General features: G+C 63.8%; 21 protein-coding genes (1 of these 21 running past the window's edge). 15 read left to right on the forward strand and 6 right to left on the reverse strand.

Going from position 1 to position 24,180, the window contains the following annotated elements; translation table 11 throughout:
* Position 1: 1 nt before the first annotated feature.
* Positions 2-868 (forward strand): carbon-nitrogen hydrolase family protein, encoded by an 867-nt coding sequence (locus NKI54_RS00310; RefSeq protein ID WP_352570521.1) that lies wholly within the window; start codon positions 2-4, stop codon positions 866-868.
* Entirely contained in the window at positions 865-1,290 is a 426-nt protein-coding gene (locus tag NKI54_RS00315; protein WP_352633872.1) for a DUF1178 family protein, read from the forward strand. Before NKI54_RS00310 ends, NKI54_RS00315 begins: the two co-directional genes overlap by 4 nt.
* A gap of 114 nt (positions 1,291-1,404) precedes the next feature.
* On the opposite strand, the gene NKI54_RS00320 is transcribed toward NKI54_RS00315, so the two are convergent.
* Positions 1,405-2,205 (reverse strand): SDR family NAD(P)-dependent oxidoreductase, encoded by an 801-nt coding sequence (locus tag NKI54_RS00320; protein ID WP_352633870.1) that lies wholly within the window; start codon positions 2,203-2,205, stop codon positions 1,405-1,407.
* 181 nt (positions 2,206-2,386) lie between these two features.
* On the opposite strand from NKI54_RS00320, the gene NKI54_RS00325 reads away from it, so the two are divergent.
* Both NKI54_RS00325 and NKI54_RS00330 read left to right on the forward strand, forming a co-directional pair.
* Entirely contained in the window at positions 2,387-3,607 is a 1,221-nt protein-coding gene (locus NKI54_RS00325; RefSeq protein WP_352633868.1) for a winged helix-turn-helix domain-containing protein, read from the forward strand.
* 9 nt (positions 3,608-3,616) lie between these two features.
* Entirely contained in the window at positions 3,617-4,270 is a 654-nt protein-coding gene (locus NKI54_RS00330; protein ID WP_352633866.1) for a Vgb family protein, read from the forward strand.
* 61 nt (positions 4,271-4,331) lie between these two features.
* On the opposite strand, the gene NKI54_RS00335 is transcribed toward NKI54_RS00330, so the two are convergent.
* Positions 4,332-5,825 carry an FAD-dependent monooxygenase gene (locus NKI54_RS00335; protein WP_352633864.1) on the reverse strand — a complete coding sequence of 498 codons (1,494 nt, stop codon included), beginning with the start codon at positions 5,823-5,825 and terminating at the stop codon, positions 4,332-4,334.
* 69 nt (positions 5,826-5,894) lie between these two features.
* Complete coding sequence (locus tag NKI54_RS00340) at positions 5,895-6,380, reverse strand: MarR family winged helix-turn-helix transcriptional regulator (RefSeq protein ID WP_352633862.1); 486 nt, start codon at positions 6,378-6,380, stop codon at positions 5,895-5,897.
* 101 nt (positions 6,381-6,481) lie between these two features.
* Here NKI54_RS00340 and NKI54_RS00345 point away from each other — a divergent pair, with 101 nt between their 5' ends.
* Entirely contained in the window at positions 6,482-7,372 is an 891-nt protein-coding gene (locus tag NKI54_RS00345) for a DMT family transporter (RefSeq protein WP_352633860.1), read from the forward strand.
* 19 nt (positions 7,373-7,391) lie between these two features.
* Here NKI54_RS00345 and ubiG read toward each other — a convergent pair whose 3' ends face one another.
* On the reverse strand, positions 7,392-8,141 hold the full coding sequence (ubiG, locus tag NKI54_RS00350; protein ID WP_352633858.1) for a bifunctional 2-polyprenyl-6-hydroxyphenol methylase/3-demethylubiquinol 3-O-methyltransferase UbiG: 750 nt from the start codon (positions 8,139-8,141) through the stop codon (positions 7,392-7,394).
* A 214-nt stretch (positions 8,142-8,355) separates the two neighbouring features.
* Here ubiG and NKI54_RS00355 point away from each other — a divergent pair, with 214 nt between their 5' ends.
* The 9 genes from NKI54_RS00355 (at position 8,356) to NKI54_RS00395 (ending at position 21,104) form a co-directional block, all read left to right on the forward strand.
* Positions 8,356-8,925: a putative glycolipid-binding domain-containing protein gene (locus tag NKI54_RS00355; RefSeq protein ID WP_352594824.1), complete on the forward strand. Its 570-nt coding sequence runs from the start codon at positions 8,356-8,358 to the stop codon at positions 8,923-8,925.
* A gap of 198 nt (positions 8,926-9,123) precedes the next feature.
* Positions 9,124-10,377 (forward strand): aspartate kinase, encoded by a 1,254-nt coding sequence (locus NKI54_RS00360; protein ID WP_352634310.1) that lies wholly within the window; start codon positions 9,124-9,126, stop codon positions 10,375-10,377.
* Positions 10,378-10,557: 180 nt separating this feature from the next.
* Positions 10,558-12,828, forward strand: coding sequence for a phosphoenolpyruvate--protein phosphotransferase (gene ptsP / locus NKI54_RS00365; RefSeq protein WP_352621697.1), 2,271 nt, complete (start codon positions 10,558-10,560; stop codon positions 12,826-12,828).
* 8 nt (positions 12,829-12,836) lie between these two features.
* On the forward strand, positions 12,837-13,916 hold the full coding sequence (gene prfA / locus NKI54_RS00370; protein ID WP_352633855.1) for a peptide chain release factor 1: 1,080 nt from the start codon (positions 12,837-12,839) through the stop codon (positions 13,914-13,916).
* A complete protein-coding gene (gene prmC, locus NKI54_RS00375; RefSeq protein WP_352621700.1) occupies positions 13,909-14,787 on the forward strand; it encodes a peptide chain release factor N(5)-glutamine methyltransferase in 879 nt (292 codons plus the stop codon). The genes prfA and prmC overlap by 8 nt, the downstream gene beginning before the upstream one ends.
* A 331-nt stretch (positions 14,788-15,118) precedes the next feature.
* A complete protein-coding gene (locus NKI54_RS00380) occupies positions 15,119-16,030 on the forward strand; it encodes a DUF4167 domain-containing protein (protein ID WP_352594834.1) in 912 nt (303 codons plus the stop codon).
* A gap of 234 nt (positions 16,031-16,264) precedes the next feature.
* Positions 16,265-18,871, forward strand: coding sequence for an ATP-dependent chaperone ClpB (gene clpB / locus NKI54_RS00385; protein WP_352633853.1), 2,607 nt, complete (start codon positions 16,265-16,267; stop codon positions 18,869-18,871).
* Positions 18,872-19,018: 147 nt separating this feature from the next.
* Positions 19,019-19,384, forward strand: coding sequence for an MmcQ/YjbR family DNA-binding protein (locus NKI54_RS00390; RefSeq protein ID WP_352456638.1), 366 nt, complete (start codon positions 19,019-19,021; stop codon positions 19,382-19,384).
* 238 nt (positions 19,385-19,622) lie between these two features.
* Positions 19,623-21,104 carry a L,D-transpeptidase family protein gene (locus tag NKI54_RS00395; protein ID WP_352633851.1) on the forward strand — a complete coding sequence of 494 codons (1,482 nt, stop codon included), beginning with the start codon at positions 19,623-19,625 and terminating at the stop codon, positions 21,102-21,104.
* A 21-nt stretch (positions 21,105-21,125) separates the two neighbouring features.
* On the opposite strand, the gene NKI54_RS00400 is transcribed toward NKI54_RS00395, so the two are convergent.
* On the reverse strand, positions 21,126-21,758 hold the full coding sequence (locus NKI54_RS00400) for a TMEM175 family protein (protein WP_352633848.1): 633 nt from the start codon (positions 21,756-21,758) through the stop codon (positions 21,126-21,128).
* A gap of 168 nt (positions 21,759-21,926) precedes the next feature.
* Here NKI54_RS00400 and NKI54_RS00405 point away from each other — a divergent pair, with 168 nt between their 5' ends.
* Positions 21,927-23,492 carry an MFS transporter gene (locus tag NKI54_RS00405; protein ID WP_352633846.1) on the forward strand — a complete coding sequence of 522 codons (1,566 nt, stop codon included), beginning with the start codon at positions 21,927-21,929 and terminating at the stop codon, positions 23,490-23,492.
* 17 nt (positions 23,493-23,509) lie between these two features.
* On the opposite strand, the gene NKI54_RS00410 is transcribed toward NKI54_RS00405, so the two are convergent.
* A protein-coding gene (locus tag NKI54_RS00410) for a M23 family metallopeptidase (RefSeq protein ID WP_352633844.1) crosses the window boundary here: on the reverse strand, positions 23,510-24,180 show its end. Its footprint extends 1,288 nt past the window's final position; 671 of the gene's 1,959 nt are visible here — the last part of the coding sequence; the start codon falls outside the window, past its right edge; it ends in the stop codon at positions 23,510-23,512.

Raw genomic sequence — 24,180 nt, forward strand, 5'->3', positions numbered from 1 at the left:
GATGGGTGGTTTCAAGGCGGCGGCGATCCAGATGCGTTCGGGAACCAGCCCGGAGCGCAATGCGGTCGATCTGGAACGGCTGGTGCGCGAGGCGGCAGGCCTTGGCGCGACCTATATCCAGACGCCGGAAATGACCGGCGCGCTGATCCGCGACAGCCAGGCATGGGCCGCTTCCTTCACCTCCGAGGACAAGGACATCGTCGTCTCGACGTCGCGGCGGCTGGCCAAGGAGCTCGGCATTTTCCTGCATATCGGCTCGACCGCCATTCTGCGCGCCGACGGCAAGCTTGCCAACCGCGCCCTTCTGTTCGGGCCGGACGGCGCCAGGATTGCCACCTACGACAAGATCCACATGTTCGACGTCGATCTCGACAATGGCGAGAGCTGGCGCGAATCCGCCGCCTATGAGCCTGGCACCGAGGCCGTCGTCGCCGAAGTCAATGGCGCGAAGCTCGGCTTTGCCGTCTGCTACGATCTGCGCTTTCCGCAGCTGTTCCGTGCCGAGGCGCTGGCCGGCGCCGATCTGCTTTCGGTGCCCGCCGCCTTCACCCGCCAGACCGGCGAAGCGCATTGGCACGTGCTGCTCAGGGCGCGCGCCATCGAGAACGGCGCCTATGTCGTCGCCGCCGCGCAAGGCGGCGTGCATGAAGACGGCCGCGAAACCTATGGCCATTCGCTGATCGTCGATCCCTGGGGCCGCATCGTCGCCGAAGCCGCGCATGACGAGCCGGCGGTGATCGTCGCCGAGATCGACCCGGCGCAGTCCGTCGCTGCGCGCAAAAAGATACCGAATCTCAAAAACGCACGCGATTTTGCCGTAAACGCCGGTTCGGCGGAGGCAATGCCGCTCAGGGGTGCCGCCTCTTGATCCGCTTTTCCCTGATCTGCGAACACGAGCACGAATTCGAGGCCTGGTTCCGCAGCAACGACGATTTCGACACGCAGAAGAGGCGCGGTTTCGTCGATTGCCCGGCCTGCGGCTCGCGCAAGGTCGACAAGGCGCTGATGGCGCCTGCCGTCTCGACCGGGCGCAAGCGCGAAAGCATCTTGCTGGCCATGGGCGAGGCGCAGAAGCAGGCGCTGGCGCAGCTCAAGGCGCTGGCCGACAAGGTGCGCGAGAATGCCGACTATGTCGGCGACAAATTCGCCGAGGAAGCGCGCAAGATCCATTTCGGTGAAAGCGATCCGCGCGGTATCTATGGCGAGGCGACGCTGGACGAGGCCAAGAGCCTCGCCGAGGACGGCGTCGAGTTCATGCCTATTCCAAGCTTCCCCGACGACCGCAACTGATCCGTCAACCTGCTCCAGACATAGCGAGGCATCTCTTCGCCAGGCAGCGCCGTCAAGGTCGGGGCGGCGCCGAATGGCGGCAATGCCGCCACCCCCGCACAGGCGTCTACAGTTTCAGGCCGAGCAGCAAGGATGGGGCTCGCGGGCAATCGTTTCGCTGCTTCTTTCATGCCCACTGCCTGACGGGCTTGCTTCACTTGACGGGCTTGCTTCCGCATAGGCTGCAAACTGGCGTTCAAGCGCCTTGACTGCACTGCTGCGCCAGCCCTCCGCCAGGGATTCCGACATGGGATCGGGGAAGATTTCCTCTTCGCCGTTCTCCACGCCGTTCAGGATTGCCCGCGCGACAGACTCCGCAGAGGCCTTCGCAATGTCCAGGCCCCGTGTCATGTCCGTGTCCACCGGGCCGGGAAGGACCCTGTGGACGCTGACACCCCGTCCGGCCAAAAGGGTGCGCAACGACTGCGACAGCGAGAACGAGGCCGCCTTCGAGATGGAGTAAGCCGGACTGAACGGCACGGCGGCAATCGAGGCCAGCGACAGAATGTTGACGATGGCTCCCCGCGACCGGGCCAGCAACGGCAGCAGAGCCTGGGTAACGTCGTACGAGCCGAAGAGGTTTACGGCCAGCTGTTGTTCGAGCACACGACGGTCGCTTAGGTCATCGATGGGCGATACGCCGGCGTTGTTGATGAGGATATCGAGAGCATCGATCTTCTCGACGGCCTCCCGGATCTGCGCAGCGTTGGTCACATCCATGGTCAGGGACGTCACACGCCGGTCCGGATGAGCCATCGGTTGGCGGGTTGCGGCATAGACGCGCTTTACGCCTCTGCTCAGGGCTTCCTCGACCAGTGCCCGACCGATGCCCCGATTGGCGCCAGTCACCAGGATGGTTGTACCTTCGATCTTCATTGCGTCTCTCCTACTGCTTTATCGTTGCGTTCGAGCCCAGTGCACGGTCTAGCCGCGACTCAAGGTTGGCGCGCCGCAACTCAGGTTGGCTACAGTCGCCGTTGTCGATACGACTGGTTGGTGAGATGGACTTAGCGCCGGATGTCGAAGCCATGGGAGTGACAAGTGTGACGGGATTCCGATGGACTCGCTGATCACGGCCGCGGCGCATGCGCTTGCGGCGGGCGATCCGCTCGGCGCCTTGAAGCGGGTTGCGCTGCGCGACGATGCGCCGGCACTGGCGTTGCGCGGTATCGCGATGGCGCAGCTTGGCGACCTGAATAGGGCGAAGGTTCTCCTCAAGCGGGCGGCGCACGCATTCAGCCCGAGGGAGGCCGTGGCCCGCGCGCGGTGTATCGTCGCCGAGGCCGAGATCGCGCTCGTCTCGCGCGACCTTACCTGGCCGGCCAAGGCACTCGACGCCGCACGGGCGACGCTTGAAAAGCATGGCGACCGCGTCAACGCCGCGCATGCGCGCAACCTCGACGTTCGGCGCCTGCTGCTGATCGGCCATCTCGACGAAGCCGAGCGCAGGCTGGACGGCTTCGATCCGTCGCCGCTGCCGCCGGCATCGCGGGCCGCCCACGAGCTGGCTGTCGCCGGCATCGCCATCCGCCGCTTGCGGACCGGCCCTGCGCGCGCCGCGCTTGGCCTGGCGGCGCGGGCGGCGCGCGCGTCCGGCATCCCCGCGCTGATCGCGGAGGTGGAGAGCGCATCGCTGGTGCTGGACACGCCGGCCGCACGCCTTGTCGCGCGTGGCGGGGAACGGCCCCTCCTGCTCGACGAAGTCGAAGCGCTCCTGGCGTCGGGGGCGCTCGTGGTGGATGCATGCCGCAATGTCGTGCGGGTCGCAGACACGGTCGTCTCGCTGGCGACCCGCCCGGTGCTGTTCGCGCTGGCCCGCGCGCTGGCCGAAGCCTGGCCGGGGGACGTGGCAAGAGCGACGCTCATTGCGCGCGCTTTCCGCGGAAAGGACGCGGACGAATCACATCGCGCACGATTGCGCGTCGAAGTCGGGCGGCTTCGCGCGGAGCTTCGGAGCTTGGCGGATGTGAGCGCGACGAAGCGGGGCTTTGCGCTGGCCCCGCGCCGCGCAGGTGAGGTCGTCGTGCTGGCGCCACCCGTCGAAGAAGAGCATGCCGCCGTGCTCGCCTTCCTCGCCGACGGCGAGTCTTGGTCGAGTTCGGCCCTGGCGATTGCGCTTGGAGCCAGTTCGCGTACCGTGCAGCGAGCGCTCGAGCAACTCGCCCTGGCCGGCAAGGTGCAGTCGTTCGGCCGCGGACGGGCGCGTCGCTGGATGACCCCGCCGCTGACGGGTTTCCCGACAATCTTGTTACTCCCCGGCCCACTGCCGGGCTACTAGGATGGAATCATGGAACGATCCGCAGCCGAAATCCTTCGAGAATATGGACCCTTTCCGGGTGTCGACCACGTGGACGGCGTTACCTTCGACGGTGAGCATGTCTGGTTTGCCTCAGGCGACAGATTGAACGCCTTCGATCCGGCAAGCGGCAAAGTGGTGCGCTCGATCGACGTCGCGGCGCACGCCGGAACGGCCTTCGACGGCCAGCACCTCTATCAGATCGCCGAGGATCGCATCCAGAAGATCGATCCGAGGAATGGCCAGGTGCTGGCGACGATCCCGGCGCCCGGCAATGGCGGTGATTCCGGGCTCGCCTGGGCCGAAGGAACGCTCTGGGTCGGGCAGCATCGGGGCCGAAAGATTCATCAGGTCGATCCCGAGACAGGGGCAATCCTTCGCACCATCGTTTCCAACCGCGTCGTCACCGGGGTCAGCTGGGTCGACGGCGAGCTGTGGCATGGCACCTGGGAGGGGGAGGAGAGCGATGTCAGGCGGATCGATCCTGAAACGGGAAAGGTCCTTGAGAAGCTCGATATGCCGCCGGGAACAGGCGTGTCGGGGCTCGAATCCGATGGCGGCGACCAGTTTTTCTGTGGCGGCGGAAACAGCGGCAAGATCAGAGCTGTTCGCCGGCCCAAACGAGGCTCGGCGACCAGGATCTGAGTTTTTGCCGTCCGTAGCCGTTGATTTCGGGACCATTCGAGCTAACTGGTTTTTGCGGTTTTTAGCCCGGTGGTCCGAACCAGGTGTTCATCGCGTCTTGAAGACCATCCTGCGTCCTGTCGCCTACCCAAGCAACATATCCATCGGGCCGAATTAAAACTGCGGTTGGAGCGGAGACCAAACCTAGCGCAGGCAACTCCCATGGATCGTCACATTTGGCGTAAACCAACTTAATGCGGTCTGACCACGGCTTGATGTCGAGGCTGCCCGGCGCGTCGAGAATCAAGAGCACTGGCCGCGCTTTTTGGAGGAGCGCAAATACGCGCATGGGACCATCAGGCGTGGCCAGGTCGAGGTCAGGAATGCGGCGGCCGACCAGCGGATGCCCCTGGCCGAGGTCGTAATGGATACCAAGTCCGGACATCTCGGCAGCGATCCGTTTGCGAGGCTCCTCCATCCCAAGGAGCTCTGATACCATTTCACGCAAGGCTTCAGTGCGATCATCAGTACGTTGCAATGCGACCTGTGCCATTGTCGTACGCAACACGCGGGCCGCAACCGGATGCCGCTCGATGTGATAAGTGTCGAGCAAGCGTTCAGGCGATGTTCCTTTCACCACTTGGGCCAACTTCCAACCGAGGTTCACCGCATCCTGCACACCGATATTGAGGCCTTGTCCGCCCACCGGGGAATGCACATGGGCGGCATCGCCCGCTAGGAGAACCCGGCCCTTGCGGTAAGCCGCCGCCTGCCGCGACATGTCCGTGAACCTGGAAATCCAGGTTGGGCTATGGATTCCGTAATCTGTTCCGCATGCGGCGACGAGCGCTTCGCGGAGATCGCGCAGCGTGGGCTCGGTCGTGGCGCCGACATTCTTTTCAGTGACCATGACGGCTATGGGACCTTTATCGGCAAAGACGACCTTGCCGTCACGAATTTCGTACTCTTCCCTGCCGAAGGCATGGATGCCAAGTGCGGTGCGATGAATGCCCAGTGGCGGCTCCTCCGCCATCTCGGCCTCGGCGAGGATGCTGCTGGTCGTCGCATCCCATCCTCGAAACTCAATGCCAGCAGCTTTGCGGACCGGACTGCGGCCTCCATCACACCCGACGAGATAGCTTGCCCGCAGCGACGCACCATCGGACAGTTCGATGCTGACGCCGGCGTCGTCCTGCACGAAACACGTTAATTCACGGGCGCGATAGATCGGCACTGCCAGCTCGCTGACCCATCCAGCGAGAATGCGCTCAATGTGTTTCTGTCTCAGCGCCAGCCCGTAGTTGTGGCGGGTCGGAAAATCGCTGATGTCTAAACGCATCGCCGCGAATCCCGTGACTTGGGCTATTTGTCCTTCCGCAAGGAACCGGTCCGCGATGCCGCGCTGATCGAAAACTTCGAGAGTGCGTGAGCTCAGACCTCCAGCACGCGAACCGGCAAGCTCCTGGTTCGGGCGGCGTTCGACAATGGCTACGTCAATGCCTGCCAACGCCAACTCGCCTGCCAGGGTTAGGCCCGTCGGACCTCCTCCGGCAATCACGACTGCATGTTCTGTCATCGGCAAACTCCTCTGGCAGTTACGACTCCCAATGCAATGATCGCAGAATCCCAGTGGTTGCCGTTTGGGTTAGCCTAGGCTCGCTATCAATTTTTCGAGCAGGCGAGCCAGCATGATCTGCTCCGGGCGTATCAGGCCGGAAAGTATCTGGTGCTCGTTGGCGACGTGAGCGGTAACCGCCTCGTCAATCAACGCCAGACCCTTTTTAGTCAGCTGCACGACAATGCCGCGGCGATCGTCGGGGTGCGGCCCGCGCTTGATCAGGCCGGATTTCTCGAGCCGATCGAGGCGGTTGGTCATCGCGCCCGACGTCACCATCGTCGCCTCGTAGAGAGCCGTCGGCGTCAGCGCGTATGGCGGCCCGGAACGACGCAGCGTTGCCAGCACATCGAATTCTCCGGATTGCAGCCCGTAACTTGCAAACAGCGGCGCCAGCCGCTCTCGTGCGATCAGCGAGGCGGCCTCGTTCAACCGTCCGAGCACGGCCATCGGCGAGACATCGAGATCCGGCCGTTCCTTTTTCCATTGCCCGATCGCTTTTGCTGCGCGATCCATGTCTCTCACCGTTATGTATCTTGACGTGAAGAATCTTTAGCTTATCTTACCTCAGCTTGCGATATTGGCCAAGTGCCGCGAACGGGCGACGGGACGGTGCGATGAAATTTCTCTGGGACTCGGCGCTTGGCCTTCTGGTTGTCACCGGTGGACTGCTCGGCCTGACGCTGCCGTTCGGCAAGATCGCGACGGCGGCCGGCGTGGCCGCCATGGTCTGGGCCTTCGTCATCTCGCTTGGTGCCGGCGGCGTGCTTTTGTGCGCATTGCTGCTCAACGGGAAGCGCATGCGGCTTACGCCGCACAGGCTGCGCTATTTCTTCGTCACCGCGGCCGTCTCATATGCAATCCCCAATCTGCTGATGTTTTCAGCCATTCCGCATCTGGGCGCCGGCTACAGCGGCATCATGTTCACGCTGTCGCCGGTCGTCACGCTGGTGTTCTCGATGCTGCTCGGCGTCAGGCGCCCGACCATGCTGGGCGTCGTCGGCATCGCCGTCGGTTTCGTCGGCGCAGTCATGGTGGCGGTGACGCGCGGCGAAGCGGGCCAGCCGGCCGAATTTTTCTGGGTTGCGATGGGCCTGCTCATCCCGGTCAGCCTCGCCGCCGGCAACATTTACCGTACCGTCGACTGGCCCGAAGGCACCGGCCCGATCGAGCTCGCCGTCGGCAGCCATCTGGCAGCAGCCTTGATGCTGTTTGCCGGCATTCTGGTCCTGCTTGGCGGCAATGCATTCGGCTCGCTTGGCGGCGTGCCGCTGGTCGCTGCGGCACAGGTGGCATCAGCCTCGGCGATGTTCGCCTTCTTCTTCCGCCTGCAAGCGGTCGGCGGCCCGGTCTATCTCAGCCAGATCGGCTACGTCGCGGCGGCGGTCGGGCTGTTTGCCGGGACCCTCTTCCTCGGCGAGCGCTATCAACTGCTGACCTGGGCCGGTGCCGTCATCATCACCGCCGGCGTGTTCATCACCACCAAGGCGCAAAGCCAGAGGCCATAGGGGCCAGAAGGCGTAAGCTTCAGACGGATGCCTTCTCCGCCAGCACCATGTAGTTGACGTCCATGTCCTTCGAGCGCTGCCAGCGGTCGGCGAGCGGGTTGTAGGTGACGCCGGTGCGGTCGATGACGGTCAGGCCGGCGCCGGCAAGCGCCTTTTCCAGTTCCTCGGGGCGCACCAGCTTGCCGAACTGGTGGGTGCCGCGTGGCAGCCAACGCAGCACATATTCGGCGCCGATGATGGCCAGGCCCAGGGCCTTCAGCGTGCGGTTGATGGTGGCGACGAACATGATGCCGCCAGGCTTGACCATCTCGCCGCATTTGGCCAGGAACAGATCGACATTGGCGACATGCTCGACCACTTCCATGTTGAGGATGACGTCGAATTTTTCGCCGGCATCGGCCAGGTCTTCCGCGGTCGTGGCGCGGTAGTCAACGCTCACGCCGACTTCCGCCGCATGCAGCTTGGCCACTTCGATGTTGGTGATGGAGGCATCGGCGCCGACCACTTCGGCGCCAAGCCGCGCCATCGGCTCGCACAGAAGCCCGCCGCCGCAGCCGATGTCAAGGAAGCGCAGGCCTTCGAACGGCCGTGCCGCACGCGGATCGCGGCCGAAGCGGGCCGCCACCTGGTCGCGGATATAGGCAAGCCGGATCGGGTTGAACTTGTGCAACGGGCGGAACTTGCCGTTCGGGTTCCACCATTCGGCGGCAAGGGCGGAAAAGCGTTCCACCTCTCCGGCATCGATCGTCGATCGTCGGGGCTCTGGCATGGCGTGGTCTCCTCGGACGCTAGGAAGTCGGGCGCGAGGCTGCGAATGTCAAGGCGCGAAATTCACCGCCGGCGGTGCGATGCGCGCGATGCCTTCCGGCGCCGCCTTTTGCCGGCTGCATTTGTGTCAGCACGTGTCAGTTGATGGTGTGCCGGAAGGAAACGCCTAGGCTTTGGCGGACGAAGCAGAGACATCGGGTTCGGAGGAGTGCGCAATGATGCGAGCGGTTGCTTCCATTCTTTGGCGCCGGCTTGACCAGGAAGGCCACGACGCTTGCCTTCTGTCGGAATCGGGCTCTGGGTGGAACCTCAGGGGACAGGCGCTTTTCGTCCAGGACGGCGAGCCGTGCAGCATCGCCTACGAGGCGGACTGCGACGCCGATTGGCATACACGATCGGCGCGCGCCGACGGCTTTCTCGGCACGCAAGAGCTGCATTACAGGATCGACCGGCTGACCGAGCGCCAATGGACGCTGAACGGCGAGCATCAAGCGGAAGTCGACGGTCTCATCGATGTCGATCTCGGCTTCACGCCCGCAACGAACCTTTTGGCGCTTCGCCGTTTTGCCCTCGATGTCGGCACGGCGACGCCCGCCCCGGCGGCCTATCTGACATTTCCCGAACTCAGGCTCGTTCGCCTCGAGCAAACCTATCAGCGCGTCGATGCTGCACATTACGCCTATGCCGCCCCGATGTTCGGCTACCACGAGACACTGGAGGTCTCGCCGCTCGGTTTCGTCCTCGATTATCCGCGCCTGTGGAGAGCCACGGCACAGCTGGGCTGAAGCGAGCGGCATTTGCCAAGAGGCAGTGCAGGCGTGACGCTGTGCTCGTGTGTCGCCTGGCCGGCAGCGGCGGCATGCCTTGCGAAACCGCGATCATTTGGCTAAGGAGGCCGCGCATTGAGCGCCCGGCCACAGCTTGGCGCATTTTTCCGCTTTTCGGCCTTCGGTCCGGCATCCAGTCAAAGGCATTTCGCTTCTATGGCGCGCATCGTGATGAAATTCGGCGGAACGTCCGTCGCCGACATCGTCCGCATCCGCAATGTGGCGCGTCATGTCAAACGCGAGGTCGACGCCGGCCATGAGGTCGCCGTCGTGGTCTCGGCGATGGCCGGCAAGACCAACGAGCTCGTGCAATGGACGCGCGAGGCCTCGCCGATGCACGATGCGCGTGAATATGACGCCGTGGTCGCCTCCGGCGAGCAGGTCACTGCCGGCTTGCTGGCGATCGCGCTGCAGAATATCGGCGTGCATGCCCGCTCCTGGCAAGGCTGGCAGATCCCGATCAAGACCGACAACGCGCATGGCGCGGCGCGCATTCTCGACATCGACGGCGCGTTCTTGATCAAGCGCTTCGGCGAAGGCCAGGTGGCGGTGGTTGCCGGTTTCCAGGGCATCGGGCCGGACAATCGGATCGCGACACTCGGTCGTGGCGGCTCCGATACCAGCGCAGTCGCCATCGCGGCAGCGGTCAAGGCCGACCGCTGCGATATCTACACCGACGTCGACGGGGTCTATACGACCGATCCGCGCATCGAGCCGAAGGCGCGGCGGCTGGCCAAGATTTCGTTCGAGGAAATGCTCGAAATGGCCTCGCTCGGCGCCAAGGTCCTGCAGGTGCGCTCGGTCGAGCTTGCCATGGTGCACAGGGTGCGTACTTTCGTGCGGTCGTCCTTCGACGATCCCGACGCACCAGGAATGGGGGATTTGCTTAATCCGCCGGGAACGCTTATTTGCGACGAGGAAGAGATCGTGGAACAGCAGGTCGTCACCGGAATTGCCTACGCCAAGGACGAGGCGCAGATTTCGTTGCGCCGCGTCGGCGATCGGCCGGGCGTCGCCGCCGGCATTTTCGGGCCGCTGGCCGAGGCCAACATCAATGTCGACATGATCGTCCAGAATATCTCCGAGGACGGCAAGTTCACTGACATGACCTTCACCGTGCCATCCGGCGACGTCGACAAGGCGCTCGCCGTGCTCGAGCGGCTGAAGGCGACGATCGGCTACGACGTGGTGCAGTCGGAAGCCGGCATGTCGAAGGTCTCGGTCATCGGCATCGGCATGCGCAGCCATGCCGGCGTCGCCGCTACCGCCTTCAAGGCGCTTGCCGACCGCGCGATCAACATCCGCGCCATCACGACGTCCGAAATCAAGATTTCGATCCTGATCGACGGTCCCTATACGGAACTAGCAGTTCGCACTTTGCATTCCGTGTACGGTCTGGATAAGCAGTAGCGGACTGCATCGGCCCGAAATCGGAATCGATTTTCGGAAGGCAGGATGCAGCGGATCGAAAATCTTGGAGCGGTCTTTATGCGTCCAATTGGACGATGGCGCTCTAATTGAGTTGTTGCGTTTGTGCCGCTGTGCAGGGCAACCTGCACCGGTTGAAACGCTATTGGAGAAGAAGCCGCGATGCGTGATTCGGCCAGTGGCCCGCGCGTTTTGCTGAAACGGCTCCGCGAGCTCATGCAAGAGCCGCTGGAGCCGCAGGAGCGGCTTGACCGAATCGTGCGCGACATCGCCTCCAACATGGTTGCCGAGGTTTGCTCGCTCTATGTGCTGCGCGCCGATTCGGTGCTCGAACTCTACGCCACCGAAGGCCTGAACCCGAACGCCGTCCACCTGGCGCAGCTCAGGCTGGGGCAAGGCCTGGTCGGCACGATCGCGGCCTCGGCGCGGCCGCTCAACCTCTCCAACGCACAGGAGCATCCTGCCTTCGCCTACCTGCCGGAGACAGGGGAAGAGATATACAATTCCTTCCTCGGCGTGCCGGTGCTGCGGGCAGGGCGGACACTCGGCGTCCTGGTCGTGCAGAACAAGACCATGCGCCATTATCGCGACGACGAGGTCGAGGCGCTGGAAACGACGGCGATGGTGATCGCCGAGATGATCGCCACCGGCGATCTGGAGCGGCTGACAAGGCCCGGCCTAGAGCTCGATCTGCGCCGCCCGGTAAGCTTTACCGGCCTGTCCTTCAACGAAGGCGTCGGGCTCGGCCATGTGGTGCTGCACGAGCCGCGCATCGTCGTCACCAATCTTTTCAACGAGGACAGCGAGGAAGAGGTCAGGCGGCTCGACGCGTCGCTCGGCTCGCTCAGGCTCTCCATCGACGACATGCTGGAGCGCCGCGACGTCGCCTTCGAGGGCGAGCATCGCCAGGTGCTCGAAGCCTATCGCATGTTCGCCAACGACCGCGGCTGGGTGCGCCGGCTCGAGGAGGCGATCCGCAACGGCCTGACGGCCGAAGCGGCGGTCGAAAAGGTGCAGAGCGACATGCGTGCCCGCATGCTGCACATGACCGATCCGTATCTGCGCGAACGGATGAGCGATTTCGACGATCTCGCCAATCGGCTGCTGCGGCAGCTGATGGGGCGCGGACCGGAGGACGTCGCGGCCTCGCTGCCCAAGGACGCCATCATCGTCGCCCGCTCCATGGGTGCTGCGGAGCTGCTCGATTATCCCAGGGACAAGCTGCGCGGGCTGGTGCTGGAGGACGGCGCCGCGACCAGCCATGTCGTCATCGTGGCGCGGGCCATGGGCATACCGGTCGCCGGCCAGATGAAGGGCGCCGTTTCCATGGCGGAAAACGGCGATGCCATCATCGTCGACGGCGAGGAAGGCGCGATCCATCTGCGCCCGCAGCCCGACCTCGAGGCGGCCTATGCCGAGAAAGTGCGTTTCCGGGCGCGGCGGCAGGAGGTCTACCGCGAGCTGCGCAAGAAGCCGTCGGTGACCAAGGACGGTGTCCAGGTCGACCTTCTGATGAATGCCGGGCTGGCGGTCGACCTGCCGCAACTGGCCGAAGCGGGCGCGGCCGGCATCGGCCTGTTCCGCACCGAGCTGCAATTCATGGTCGCCTCGACCTTTCCGCGCGCGGAAGCCCAGGAGCGCTTGTACCGTGACGTGCTCGAGGCGGCGCGCGACAAGCCGGTGACGTTCCGCACCATCGATATTGGCGGCGACAAGGTGCTGCCCTATTTCAAGGGCTCGATCCAGGAGGAGAACCCGGCGCTCGGCTGGCGCGCCATCCGCCTGACGCTCGACCGGCCTGGCCTGCTGCGCACCCAGATCCGCGCGCTGCTCAAGGCGTGCGGCGGGCGCGAACTGAAGCTGATGCTGCCAATGGTGACGGAACTCGGTGAGATCGTGCAGGCGCGCGAGATCATCGATCGCGAGGTCCGGCATTTGTCGCGCTTTGCCCATCATTTGCCGACCAGCCTTAAGGTGGGGGCGATGCTGGAGGTGCCGTCGCTGCTGTTCCAGCTCGACGAGTTGATGAAGGCGGTCGATTTCGTCTCGGTCGGCTCGAACGACCTGTTCCAGTTCGTCATGGCGGTGGACCGTGGCAATACCCAATTGTCCGACCGCTTCGACCCGCTGTCGACGCCGTTCCTGCGTGTTTTGAAGCAAATTGCCGATGCCGGGGCTCGCAACCAGACGCCGGTGACCCTGTGCGGCGAACTTGCCGGCAAGCCGATCTCGGCGATGGCGCTGATCGGCCTTGGCTATCGCTCGATCTCGATGTCGCCGGCATCGATCGGCCCGGTCAAGGCGATGCTGACGGAACTGCCGCTCAGCGAACTGGAAGCGTTCTTCGACGACAATCTGATGGCGCCGGCGCATGGCCTGCCGATGCGGGCGCTGCTGCAAGCCTTTGCCGATGACCGCTCGATACCGCTATAGACTTCGCCATGATCAACCTGCCCCGCGACCGTATGGATCAAGTCGTCAAGCGTTTCGACATGCTCGAAGCGCAGATGTCGGCCGGGCCAGCGCCGGACGCCTATGTCAGGATGGCCTCCGAATATGCCGACATCCAGGAGATGGTGGCAAAGATCAGGGCGCTGCGCGCCGCCGAGCGCGAACAGGCCGATCTGGAGGCGATGCTCGCCGACAAGGGCACCGACGCCGAGATGCGCGCCTTGGCCGAGGCCGACCTGCCGGAGGTCAAGCATCGCATCGAGGCGCTGCAGAAGGACATCCAGATCCTGCTGTTGCCCAAGGATGCCGCCGACGACAAGAACGCCATCCTCGAGATCCGCGCCGGCACCGGCGGCGACGAGGCGGCGCTTTTCGCCGGCGACCTGTTTCGCATGTACGAGCGCTATGCCGCGGCGCATGGCTGGCGTTTCGAGACGGTGTCGGCCAGCGAGGGTGAGGTCGGCGGCTACAAGGAAATCATCGCCACCGTTTCGGGCAAGGGCGTCTTTGCCCATCTGAAGTTCGAATCCGGCGTGCACCGGGTGCAGCGCGTGCCGACGACCGAGGCGGGCGGACGCATTCATACCTCGGCGGCGACGGTCGCGGTGCTGCCGGAAGCCGAAGAGGTCGACATCGACATCAGGGCCGAAGACATCCGCATCGACACGATGCGCGCCTCGGGTTCCGGCGGCCAGCACGTCAACACCACCGATTCGGCCGTGCGCATCACCCATCTGCCGACCGGCATCATGGTGGTGCAGGCGGAAAAGTCGCAGCACCAGAACCGGGCGAAGGCCATGCAGATCCTGCGCGCCAGGCTCTACGACCTCGAGCGCAGCAAGGCGGACGAGGAACGTTCCGAATCGCGCAAGTCGCAGGTCGGCTCGGGCGACCGCTCGGAACGCATCCGCACCTATAATTTTCCGCAGGGTCGCGTCACCGATCATCGTATCAACCTGACGCTCTATAAGCTCGACCGGGTGATGATGGGCGAACTCGACGAGATCATCGACGCGCTGATAGCCGATCACCAGTCGAAGCTGCTCGCCGATATCGGCATCGATGGCTGACAGCCTGCCCGCCACGCTGGCGCCGCTGCTGCGGGAGGCGCGAAACCGGCTCGCCGCAGCCGGGATCGCGGATCCGGCGCTCGATGCCAGGCTGATCGTCGAGCATTTTTCCGGCACCAGTCGCACGCAGGCCATCGCCGATCCCGGGCGCGCTGTCGATACGGACGTGACGGCGGTAATCGAAGCCGCCTTGCGGCGGCGCATCGCCGGCGAGCCGGTACACCGGATCCTTGGCTACCGCGAATTCTACGGCTTGCGCCTTTCGCTTTCGCCGCAAACGCTGGAGCCGCGGCCGGATACCGAAACGCTGGTCGAGGCTATACTGCCCTTCGTCAAGGCAATGGCGGCACGCGAGGGCGGCTGCCGCATCCTCGATCTAGGGACCGGTACCGGTGCCATCGCGCTGGCGCTGCTCAGCGCCGTTCCGGCCGCGACCGCCACCGGCGTTGACATTTCGCAGGAGGCGCTGGCCACAGCCATGCGTAATGCCGGGGAATTGGGGCTCGTCGGCCGGTTCACGCCGGTCAAATCCGACTGGTTTGAAAAAGTTTCTGGCCTGTACCATGTAATTGTCGCAAACCCTCCCTATATACCCTCAGACGACATTGGAAATCTGCAGGACGAGGTCCGCGGTTTCGATCCACGCCAGGCCCTCGATGGCGGCGTGGACGGTCTGAGCCCCTACAGGAAGATCGCCGCGGGAGCGGCAGCGTATTTGGAACTCCAAGGCAGGATTGCGGTCGAGATCGGCCATACGCAGCACCAACAGGTTACGGAGATATTCTCCGCGGCCGGGTACCGTTCGGTCGGGGTGTTTCGTGATCTCGGCGGAAACGACAGAGTTCTTGTGTTCGAACGGTGGAAGCCGTGATGCAGTGCGAAAAAAGCGCTTGGCAATACCGGGGAATGCGGCTAGGGTCGCGTTAACCGGATGAGACGAAGCAGGCAGTGCTCTTAGCGATTCGGTTTTCCTTGGAAATAGCTGCCTTCTTGCGCAAACGACGCCCAAGCTTCGTGCGGGAATCGTCCGGCAAGTGAAGTAACCGGAACAGGATGGCACGTGGCGCCAACGCAATTGATGCGGGCGAACGCCGGTGAAGGAACGAAACGGCTGGCCGTATGAGCGCCTCCGTTCGTGAAGAGTTTTTCGAAAATTTCAAAGTGAAGAGAGTCTAATGAGGCCACAACAGCAAAACAGGCGCATGCGCGGTCGCAACAACAGTGGCGGCGGCGGCAACAACAATAACAACAACAATCGTAAGGGGCCGAATCCCCTGACGCGTAACTATGAGAGCAACGGCCCGGACGTGAAGATCCGCGGATCGGCTCAGCAGATTGCCGAGAAGTACGCAACCCTTGCCCGTGACGCGCAAAGCTCCGGCGACCGGGTGATGGCGGAAAACTATCTCCAGCATGCAGAGCACTATAACCGCATCATCGCAGCCGCTCAGGCGCAGATGCCGATCCAGAACGCCCAGCAGAATCGCGACGATTTCGACGATGACGGCGACGAGGATCGCGACGAGTTCGACAATGCCGGCAACAACAATGCCAACGAGGCATCGGCTTCGGCCAATCACGGGGCCGGCCCGCAGCCGGTCATCGATGGCACGCCGGCCGAGCTGGCGCTGAACCAGGAAAACAGCCGCGACAATCGGGGCGGCCGCGACAACCGTGACGGCCGCGACAACAATGGCGGACGCCACCGCGACCGTCGCCCCAATGGCGGTTACGGCCAGAACGGCCAGCGCGGCGAGTATGGCGCGCGCGGCGAGCAGGGCGGCCAGCGCGTCGAACAGCCACGGCGCGACGAGACGCCGGCGCAGGCGGAGCCCGTACCGGCCGCTGAGCCGGTCTTTGTGAGCGAGCCCGCACCGCAATTCGAAAACCTTTCGCCGGCGGGTCTCGCCGCCCAGGCCGAGCTCAACGAAGCCGCGGCCGAAAACAGCCCGGCACGCCGCCCCAGGCGTCCGCGCCGTCCGCGCCTCGATGTCGAACAGGCAAATGGCGGCAACGACAATGCCGGCCCTGACAGTGCCGAAGCTGGCAAGGTCGATGCAGCGCCGGCTGAAGACGCTGGCGGTCAACCTATTATTGCCGATGTCGAGAATTGATCGAAGAAACGTTCAGGCGATCTTAGCGCATCGTTTACCCTAGGCGGCGGAGAGAAATCTCCGCCGTTTTTGTTTGCGCGCTCGGAATATTATGCGTTCGCCAGTGTCGAGTCTTGAGGGTCCGTGGTTTGCGTCCCATATCTTGCGTGAACAGGATCCGGCTCGAACGGGCGGGTCCGTCACCGCAATCTGATCCGGTGCCGCGAAGCGGGCCGGTGACGGAAGGAGACAGGCATGAATCTTGAAAAATATTCCGAGCGCGTGCGCGGCTTTATCCAGTCCGCGCAAACCATGGCGCTCTCCCGCAGCCACCAGCAATTCACCCCCGAGCATATCCTCAAGGTCCTTGTCGATGACGACGAGGGCCTGGCTGCGTCGCTGATCGAGCGCGCCGGCGGCAATGTCCGTGACGTCAAGCTCGGCGTCGAAACGGCACTGGAGTCAATGCCCAAGGTCGAGGGCGGCAATGGCCAGCTCTATCTGGCGCAGCCGCTGGCAAAGGTGTTTTCGACCGCCGAGGAACTGGCCAAGAAGGCCAGTGACAGCTTCGTTACCGTCGAACGGTTATTGCAGGCGCTGGCCATGGAAAAATCGGCCAAGACCGCCGACATCCTGTCCAAGGCGGGTGTCACGCCGCAGGCGCTGAACCAGGTCATCAACGACGTACGCAAAGGTCGCACTGCCGATTCGGCGAGCGCCGAGCAGGGCTACGACGCGCTGAAGAAATACGCGCGCGACCTGACGGCGGACGCCCGCGCGGGCAAGCTCGATCCGGTCATCGGCCGCGACGACGAAATCCGCCGCACCATCCAGGTGCTGTCGCGCCGCACCAAGAACAACCCAGTGCTGATCGGCGAACCCGGCGTCGGCAAGACGGCGATCGCCGAAGGGCTGGCGCTGCGCATCGTCAATGGCGATGTGCCGGAATCGCTCAAGGACAAGCAGCTGATGGCGCTCGACATGGGGTCGCTGATCGCCGGCGCCAAATACCGCGGCGAGTTCGAGGAGCGGCTGAAGGCGGTGCTTTCCGAAGTCACGTCTGCCGCCGGCGGCATCATTCTGTTCATCGACGAGATGCACACGCTTGTCGGTGCCGGCAAGGCGGATGGCGCCATGGACGCGTCGAACCTGCTGAAGCCGGCGCTCGCCCGCGGCGAACTGCATTGTGTCGGCGCAACCACGCTCGACGAATACCGCAAGCATGTCGAGAAGGATGCGGCCCTTGCCCGCCGCTTCCAGCCGGTCTTCGTCAATGAGCCGACGGTCGAAGACACCGTCTCGATCCTGCGCGGCCTGAAAGAGAAATACGAGCAGCACCACAAGGTGCGCATCTCGGATTCGGCACTGGTCGCGGCCGCAACCCTGTCCAACCGCTACATCGCCGACCGCTTCCTGCCGGACAAGGCGATCGATCTCGTCGACGAGGCCGCCTCGCGGCTCCGCATGCAGGTCGATTCGAAGCCCGAGGCGCTGGACGAGATCGACCGCCGCATCATGCAGCTCAAGATCGAGCGCGAGGCGCTCAAGGTCGAGAAGGACGATGCCTCGAAAGACCGGCTCGCCCGGCTCGAGAAGGAACTCTCGAACCTCGAGGAGGAATCGACCGAGCTGACCTCGAAATGGCAGGCCGAGAAGCAGAAGCTCGGGCTTGCCGCCGACCTCAAGAAGCAGCTCGACGAAGCCCGCAACGAACTTGCCATTGCCCAGCGCAAGGGCGAATTCCAGCGCGCCGGCGAACTTGCTTATGGCAAGATCCCGGAACTCGAAAAGCAGCTGAAGCAGGCTGAAGCCAGGGATGGCAAGGCCGGCATGGTCGAGGAAGTGGTCGGTCCCGATCACGTCGCCCATATCGTCTCGCGCTGGACGGGGATCCCGGTCGACAAGATGCTGGAAGGCGAGCGCGATAAGCTGTTGCGCATGGAAGACGAGGTCGGCAAGCGCGTCGTCGGCCAGGGCGAGGCGGTGCAGGCGGTGTCAAAAGCGGTGCGCCGTGCGCGCGCCGGCCTGCAGGACCCGAACCGGCCGCTCGGCTCGTTCATGTTCCTCGGGCCGACGGGTGTCGGCAAGACCGAGCTGACCAAGGCCCTGGCCAGCTTCCTCTTCGACGACGAGAGCGCGATGGTGCGCATCGACATGTCGGAGTTCATGGAGAAGCATTCGGTCGCCCGGCTGATCGGCGCGCCTCCCGGCTATGTCGGCTACGAGGAAGGCGGCGCGCTGACCGAAGCGATACGGCGCCGGCCCTATCAGGTCGTGCTGTTCGACGAGATCGAGAAGGCACATCCGGATGTCTTCAACGTGCTGCTGCAGGTGCTGGACGACGGCCGGCTGACCGACGGGCAGGGCCGCACGGTCGACTTCCGCAACACGCTGATCATCATGACGTCCAATCTCGGCGGCGAATATCTGGTCAATCTCGGCGAGGACCAGGATGTCGACGTCGTGCGCGACGAGGTGATGAATGTCGTCAGGGCTTCGTTCCGGCCGGAATTCCTCAACCGCATCGACGAGGTGATCCTGTTCCACCGGCTGCGCCGCCAGGATATGGGCCAGATCGTCCAAATCCAGCTCAAGCGGCTGGAAAACCTGCTTGTTGACCGCAAAATATCGCTTTCGCTCGATCAGGAGGCGATCGACTGGCTAGCGGCCAAGGGTTACGACCCGGCCTATGGCGCGCGGCCGCTGAAGCGGGTGATGCAGAAGGAATTGCAGGACCCCCTGGCGGAAAAGATCCTGCTCGGCGAGATCCTCGACGGCTCAACCGTCAAGGTCACCGCTGGGTCCGACCGCTTGAACTTCCGCTCGAAGCCGGCAGTCGTGGCAACCGAAGCGGCCGCCTGAGCTCAAGCCAAGAGCCTGTTCCATCCCGATCGAATCGGGATGGAATTCCTATCTTCAATCTCGACCATGATCCTTTCCGAAAAACCGGCATACCCTTTTGTTACGCCGGCCTTCGGTTCATGGTCCAACATCACTGGCGGGGCGCAGATGACGCTGGACGACTATAACAGCTTCTGCGCCTCGCTGCCTTCGGCGACCCATGTCGTGCAGTGGGGCGGCGCCCATGTCTGGAAGGTCGGCGGCAAGGTCTTCGCGATCGGCGGCTGGAGTGAGGGCAAGGAGCCGTTCGTTACCTTCAAATGCTCCGACATCGCCTATGACGTGCTGAGGGAGCAGCCGGGCCTTCGGCCCGCGCCCTATCTTGCCTCACGCGGCATGAAATGGATCCAGCGCCAGACCGGCGAAAGCATGGATGATGGCGCGCTGAAGGATTACCTGCGCGAAAGCCACCGTCTTGTCGTGCTGAAGCTGACGAAGCAGGCGCGCAAGGAATTGGGACTCGCTGCCGGTTAATCGGTCAGAAATCCGCCATCTTCATGCCCGGTTCATATTGGAACCTTATCGTTGGCAACTGATTTGCTGGCGAGGGGGTTCGCCTACCACATCGGCCCGAAATCGAGTTTTGATTTTCGCAAAGCACGATTCGGAGATTTAAAGCGTTAGAGCGTCCTTTGCGCGTCGAAAAAGACGCGCGGCGCTTTGAAGAGACAATGCCGGCGGCGGCAATTACGGACCGGAGAATTTGGCCATCATGTTGCGCACCATCTTCACCCTTTCAGCGCTTGCTGCCGGGCTGCTGGCGTCGAATGCGATGGCCTCGCCAATAGTGGATACCGCGCCACGGGTGGTTCGTGCCGCCAATGGCGGCGGCATTCTTGTCGCCCAGAACGGCAATCTCGATATCTACTACGATGCCAGGGGAAACCGCGTCATCGTCGATGCGGAGACCGGCAAGGTCATCGCCATCCAGCCGCCGCAGACCAGGCTCGACCGCCGCGCCTTGCGCCGCGAGCGCTTGCGCAACCTCGGACCGGTCGAGGACGACCCCTATTATCTCGACGACCCTGAGGACACGGCGCGGTTCCGCCGCAGGCAGATGGAAGACGGGGGCAGGGTCATCATACCGCCGGCTGACGAGTACGACCCCTATGGCGACAATTCGGTGGAAGCCTTCCCCGAAGCGCCACGGGATGACGGCTACGGCAACGGTTATCCGGAGGCAGCGCAGCCGGTAAAGCCGCGCACCATCGAGCGCCAGCCGCTCAACGAGGCCTCGATCGAGCCGGTCGAGCCGACGGTGCCGAACGAGCAGGCGGCCTTACCGCCAGACACAGCCCCGCCGCCAAGCACTGGCGGCAAGACGGCGGTCGACCCGTCGCTTGCGCTCGGCGCCCGCGAGGACGTGGCGGCACTGCAGGTGCTGCTCGACCGTGCCGGTGCATCGCCCGGCGTCATCGACGGACGCTTCGGCTCGAATGTCGACAAGGCGCTCGCCGCCTATAATGAGATCACCGGCAGCAATCTGAAATCGACCGACGCAATCGGCATCCAGGCGGCCCTGGCGCAATCCGGCGGCGATGCCTTCGCCTCCTATACGATCACGCCCGAGGATGCGGCCGGTCCCTATGTCGCCTCGATACCGGAGGACTACAGCCAAAAGGCCCAGCTCGATCGGATGGGCTACACGTCGGTACCCGAAGCGCTGGCCGAGCGCTTTCATATGGATGAAACCTATCTGAACAAGCTCAATCCGGACGCCAATTTCAATCGTCCGGGCACCATCATCAAGGTCGCCAATTTCGGCAGGCTGGTGGCGACGCCGGTGGCGCGCATCATCGCCGACAAGTCCAATAAGCAGGTCCGCGCCTATGATGCGGCGGGCAAGCTGGTCGCAGCCTATCCGGCGACTATCGGCTCGTCCGACACGCCGTCGCCGTCCGGCACGCATGCGGTGTCGCGTGTCGCATTGGACCCGAACTACACCTACAACCCGAACATCAATTTCAAGCAGGGCGAAAACGACAGGATCCTGACCATCCCGCCGGGGCCGAACGGCCCGGTCGGCTCGGTCTGGATTGCGCTGGACAAGCCGACCTACGGCATTCACGGCACGCCGGATCCGTCCAAGATCGGCAAGACCGAAAGCCATGGCTGCGTGCGGCTGACCAATTGGGACGCGCGCGAGCTTGCCAAGATCGTGACGCCCGGCGTTATCGTGGAGTTCGTCGACTAAAGCGCAACGCCTTCGCCCGAATCACCCGATGACCTTGCGCAGCAGTGGCGCGCGCAGCGCTGCGGCATAGATCAGCTGCACCACCAGGATGAAGCCGACGCTGAGCAACGGGCTGATCAGGCAGAGTGCAGCGCCGACGGCCCACAGGATCTGTGCCTTGACGATGCGCAGATAGACCGTTCGGGTGGTCTCCGCGTCGACACCTTCGGCCAGAAATCCGTTTTTGTCCACGTAGCGCCAACTGGCGAGCAGCGTCAGTCCGAGCATCAAAAGATTGAACCAGTAGACGAGCACCGCAGTCCTGAATTCGAGGAAGTCGGCGAGAAGGTCGGTCGAGAACGGCAGCAAGGCGATGAAGCCGAGGAAACAGAGGTTCAGCGTGGCAAGCCGCCGGTCGGATTTTGCAATCAGCCCGTGTTGCGCCTGCTGGCCGAACCAGAAGATGGTCAGCGTCAGGAAGCTGAGCGCATAGGTCAGGAAGCGCGGCGCCAGTGCTGTGATCGCTGTGATCAACTCGCGTTCGGAATGCACCGTTTCATGCGCCGGCACCCTGATCTCGAGAACGATCAGGGTGAGCGCGATGGCGAACACGCCGTCGGTGATGCCGACGACGCGCCCGCGTCCTTCCGCCGAGGGTTCGAGCGGTCGTTTCATGCGGTATTTCCCCCTTGTCTGTAGCGCTGCGAGAAGCTTAGCACGGCACTTGCCGTTTGCACCCTGAGCGGCGTGATCCTGCCTGTGTGGCCAGGTTGGGCCTGGTTTCAACGAGAACAGCGTGCTGGCCGGTTGTCGCCGGCGCGCCGGCGATCTAGGTAAGGCGGCATGCACACGCCAACCAAAGTCGGTACCGGCGCCGTTCCCCTGACCGGCTCACTTCCCGCCGATACGTTCTGTCCGCAGGCGCAGCGGCGGTTCGTGCTGATCGCCGCGATCCTGGCTTCTGCGCTCGGCTTCATCGACGGGTCGGTCCTAGCCATTGCGACGCCGGCGATCCGCGTCGACCTCGGCGCCAGCCTCGCCGAGGCACAATGGATTTCCAATGCCTACGCATTGACACTCTCAGCCCTCATTCTCGTCGGCGGCGCCGCCGGCGATCGCTTCGGCCTGCGCCCCTCCTTCGTCGCCGGCATCGTCCTGTTCATTGCCGCCTCGCTTGCCTGCGCGCTGGCGCCTAACCCGACGGTGCTTATTGCGTTTCGGGCTATCCAGGGTGTCGGAGCGGCCATCATGGTGCCGGGCAGCCTGGCCATTATCGCCAAAGCCTATCCGAAAAAGGAACGCGGCCGGGCGATCGGCATCTGGGCCGCAGCATCAGCACTGACGACGGCGCTCGGCCCGGTGCTGGGCGGCTTCGTGCTGTCGGCGTTCGGCGACGGCATCTGGCGGGCGATCTTCGCCATCAATCTGCCGCTCGGCCTTATCTCGGTCTATCTTCTGCTGGCCAAGGTCCCTGCCGACGCGCCGGCGGAAAAGCGCAGCCTCGATCTCGGCGGCGCTGCACTCGCCATATTGGCGTTCGGAGCTCTCGCTTACGGTCTGACCTCGATGAGCGGCGACGGGGAGTGGCTGATGTCCGGCCCGAGTATTGCCGCCGGTGCGGTTTTGCTCGTCGTGTTCATCGTCTTCGAGCGCCGGCGGCGCGAGCCGATGATCGATCTGTCGTTGTTTCGGATCGGCGCGTTCGCGGGCGCCAATGTGGCGACCTTCTTCCTTTATTTCGCGCTGTCGGCCAATCTGTTCTATCTGCCGATGCTCATGATCGCCGGATGGGGGCTGAGCGCGGCCGAGGTCGGTTTCATCTTCCTGCCGCTGTCGGCATTAATCGCAGTGTTGTCCGGACCGGTCGGCCAGTGGTCCGACCGCATCGGGCCTCGCTTTCCGATCGCCAGCGGCAGTCTGGTTGTGGCTCTTGCCTTTGCCGGACTTGCCTTGCTGGCCTATTGGGGCATCCACAATTTCTGGATCGGGGTATTCCCGCTGATGGCTCTGATGGGGTTCGGCATGGCGCTGGTGGTATCGCCGCTGTCGACCGCCGTCATGACGGCGGTCGAGGACAAGGATACGGGTGCGGCCTCGGGCATCAACAACGCCGTCTCGCGCATCGGCGGCCTGATTGCCGTGGCGGCGATGGGATCGCTGGCGGCCTGGGTCTATGCTGGCGTGCTCGGCACCGCTGCCGGCTCCGGCATTCCGGGTTTCGGCGAACCGCCGCCAGCCGGCCTGGCGCCCGGCCTCGATGCGGCACGACTTGCCGCCAGCGACGCGGCATTCGCCGCCGTTGCCGCGGTGACCGCGCTGCTTTGCCTGTTTTCGGCAATCACCGCGTGGACGACGGTTTCCGGCGAGCGGCTGCCATGGGCGCGCGACACGGCGAATCAGCAGGGCTGACGACGAAAAACGTCGGCTCAGCCTTCGATCTTGGCGCTCGCGACCTTCAACTGATTGCTGTCTTCCTGCTTGAGCAGGTCGTCGATGCGTTCGCGCTCGCGCTTGAAGGCGACGAGGTCGTCGCCCTTCAGCGTCTTACCGACCGGTAGGCGGACGCGCATCGAATCGACCTTTGTGCCGTTGACGATCAGTTCGTAATGAAGATGCGGACCGGTGGAGAGGCCGGTTGAGCCGAGATAGCCGATAACCTGACCCTGGCGAACGCGAACACCCGGCTCGATGCCTTTGGCAAAGGCGCTCTGGTGATTGTAGGACGTCTCGTAGCCATTGGCGTGACGCAAGATGATCTGCTTGCCATAGCCACCGGCCCAGCCGGCTTTTTCGACGACGCCATTGCCCGCGGCAATGATCGGCGATCCCACGGGAGCTGCCCAGTCGGTGCCGGTGTGCATTTTCACATACCCCAAAATGGGGTGACGCCTGGCACCGAACCCGGACGTAAACCGGCCATTGGGCAAGGGATTGCGCAACAGAAACTGCTCGGCGCTGCTGCCGTTTTCGTCGAAGTAGTCGGTGCTGCCGTCCTGCATCTGGAAACGGTAGAAATTTCGCGTCGTGCCGCCGAAAGTCGCGGAGACGTAAAGCAGCTCGGATTCGTCAGACGCCTGGTCGTCGCCATCGGGCTGCG

It is taken from the genome of Mesorhizobium sp. M0663 (assembly GCF_040320585.1).
Taxonomy (GTDB): Bacteria; Pseudomonadota; Alphaproteobacteria; order Rhizobiales; family Rhizobiaceae; genus Mesorhizobium.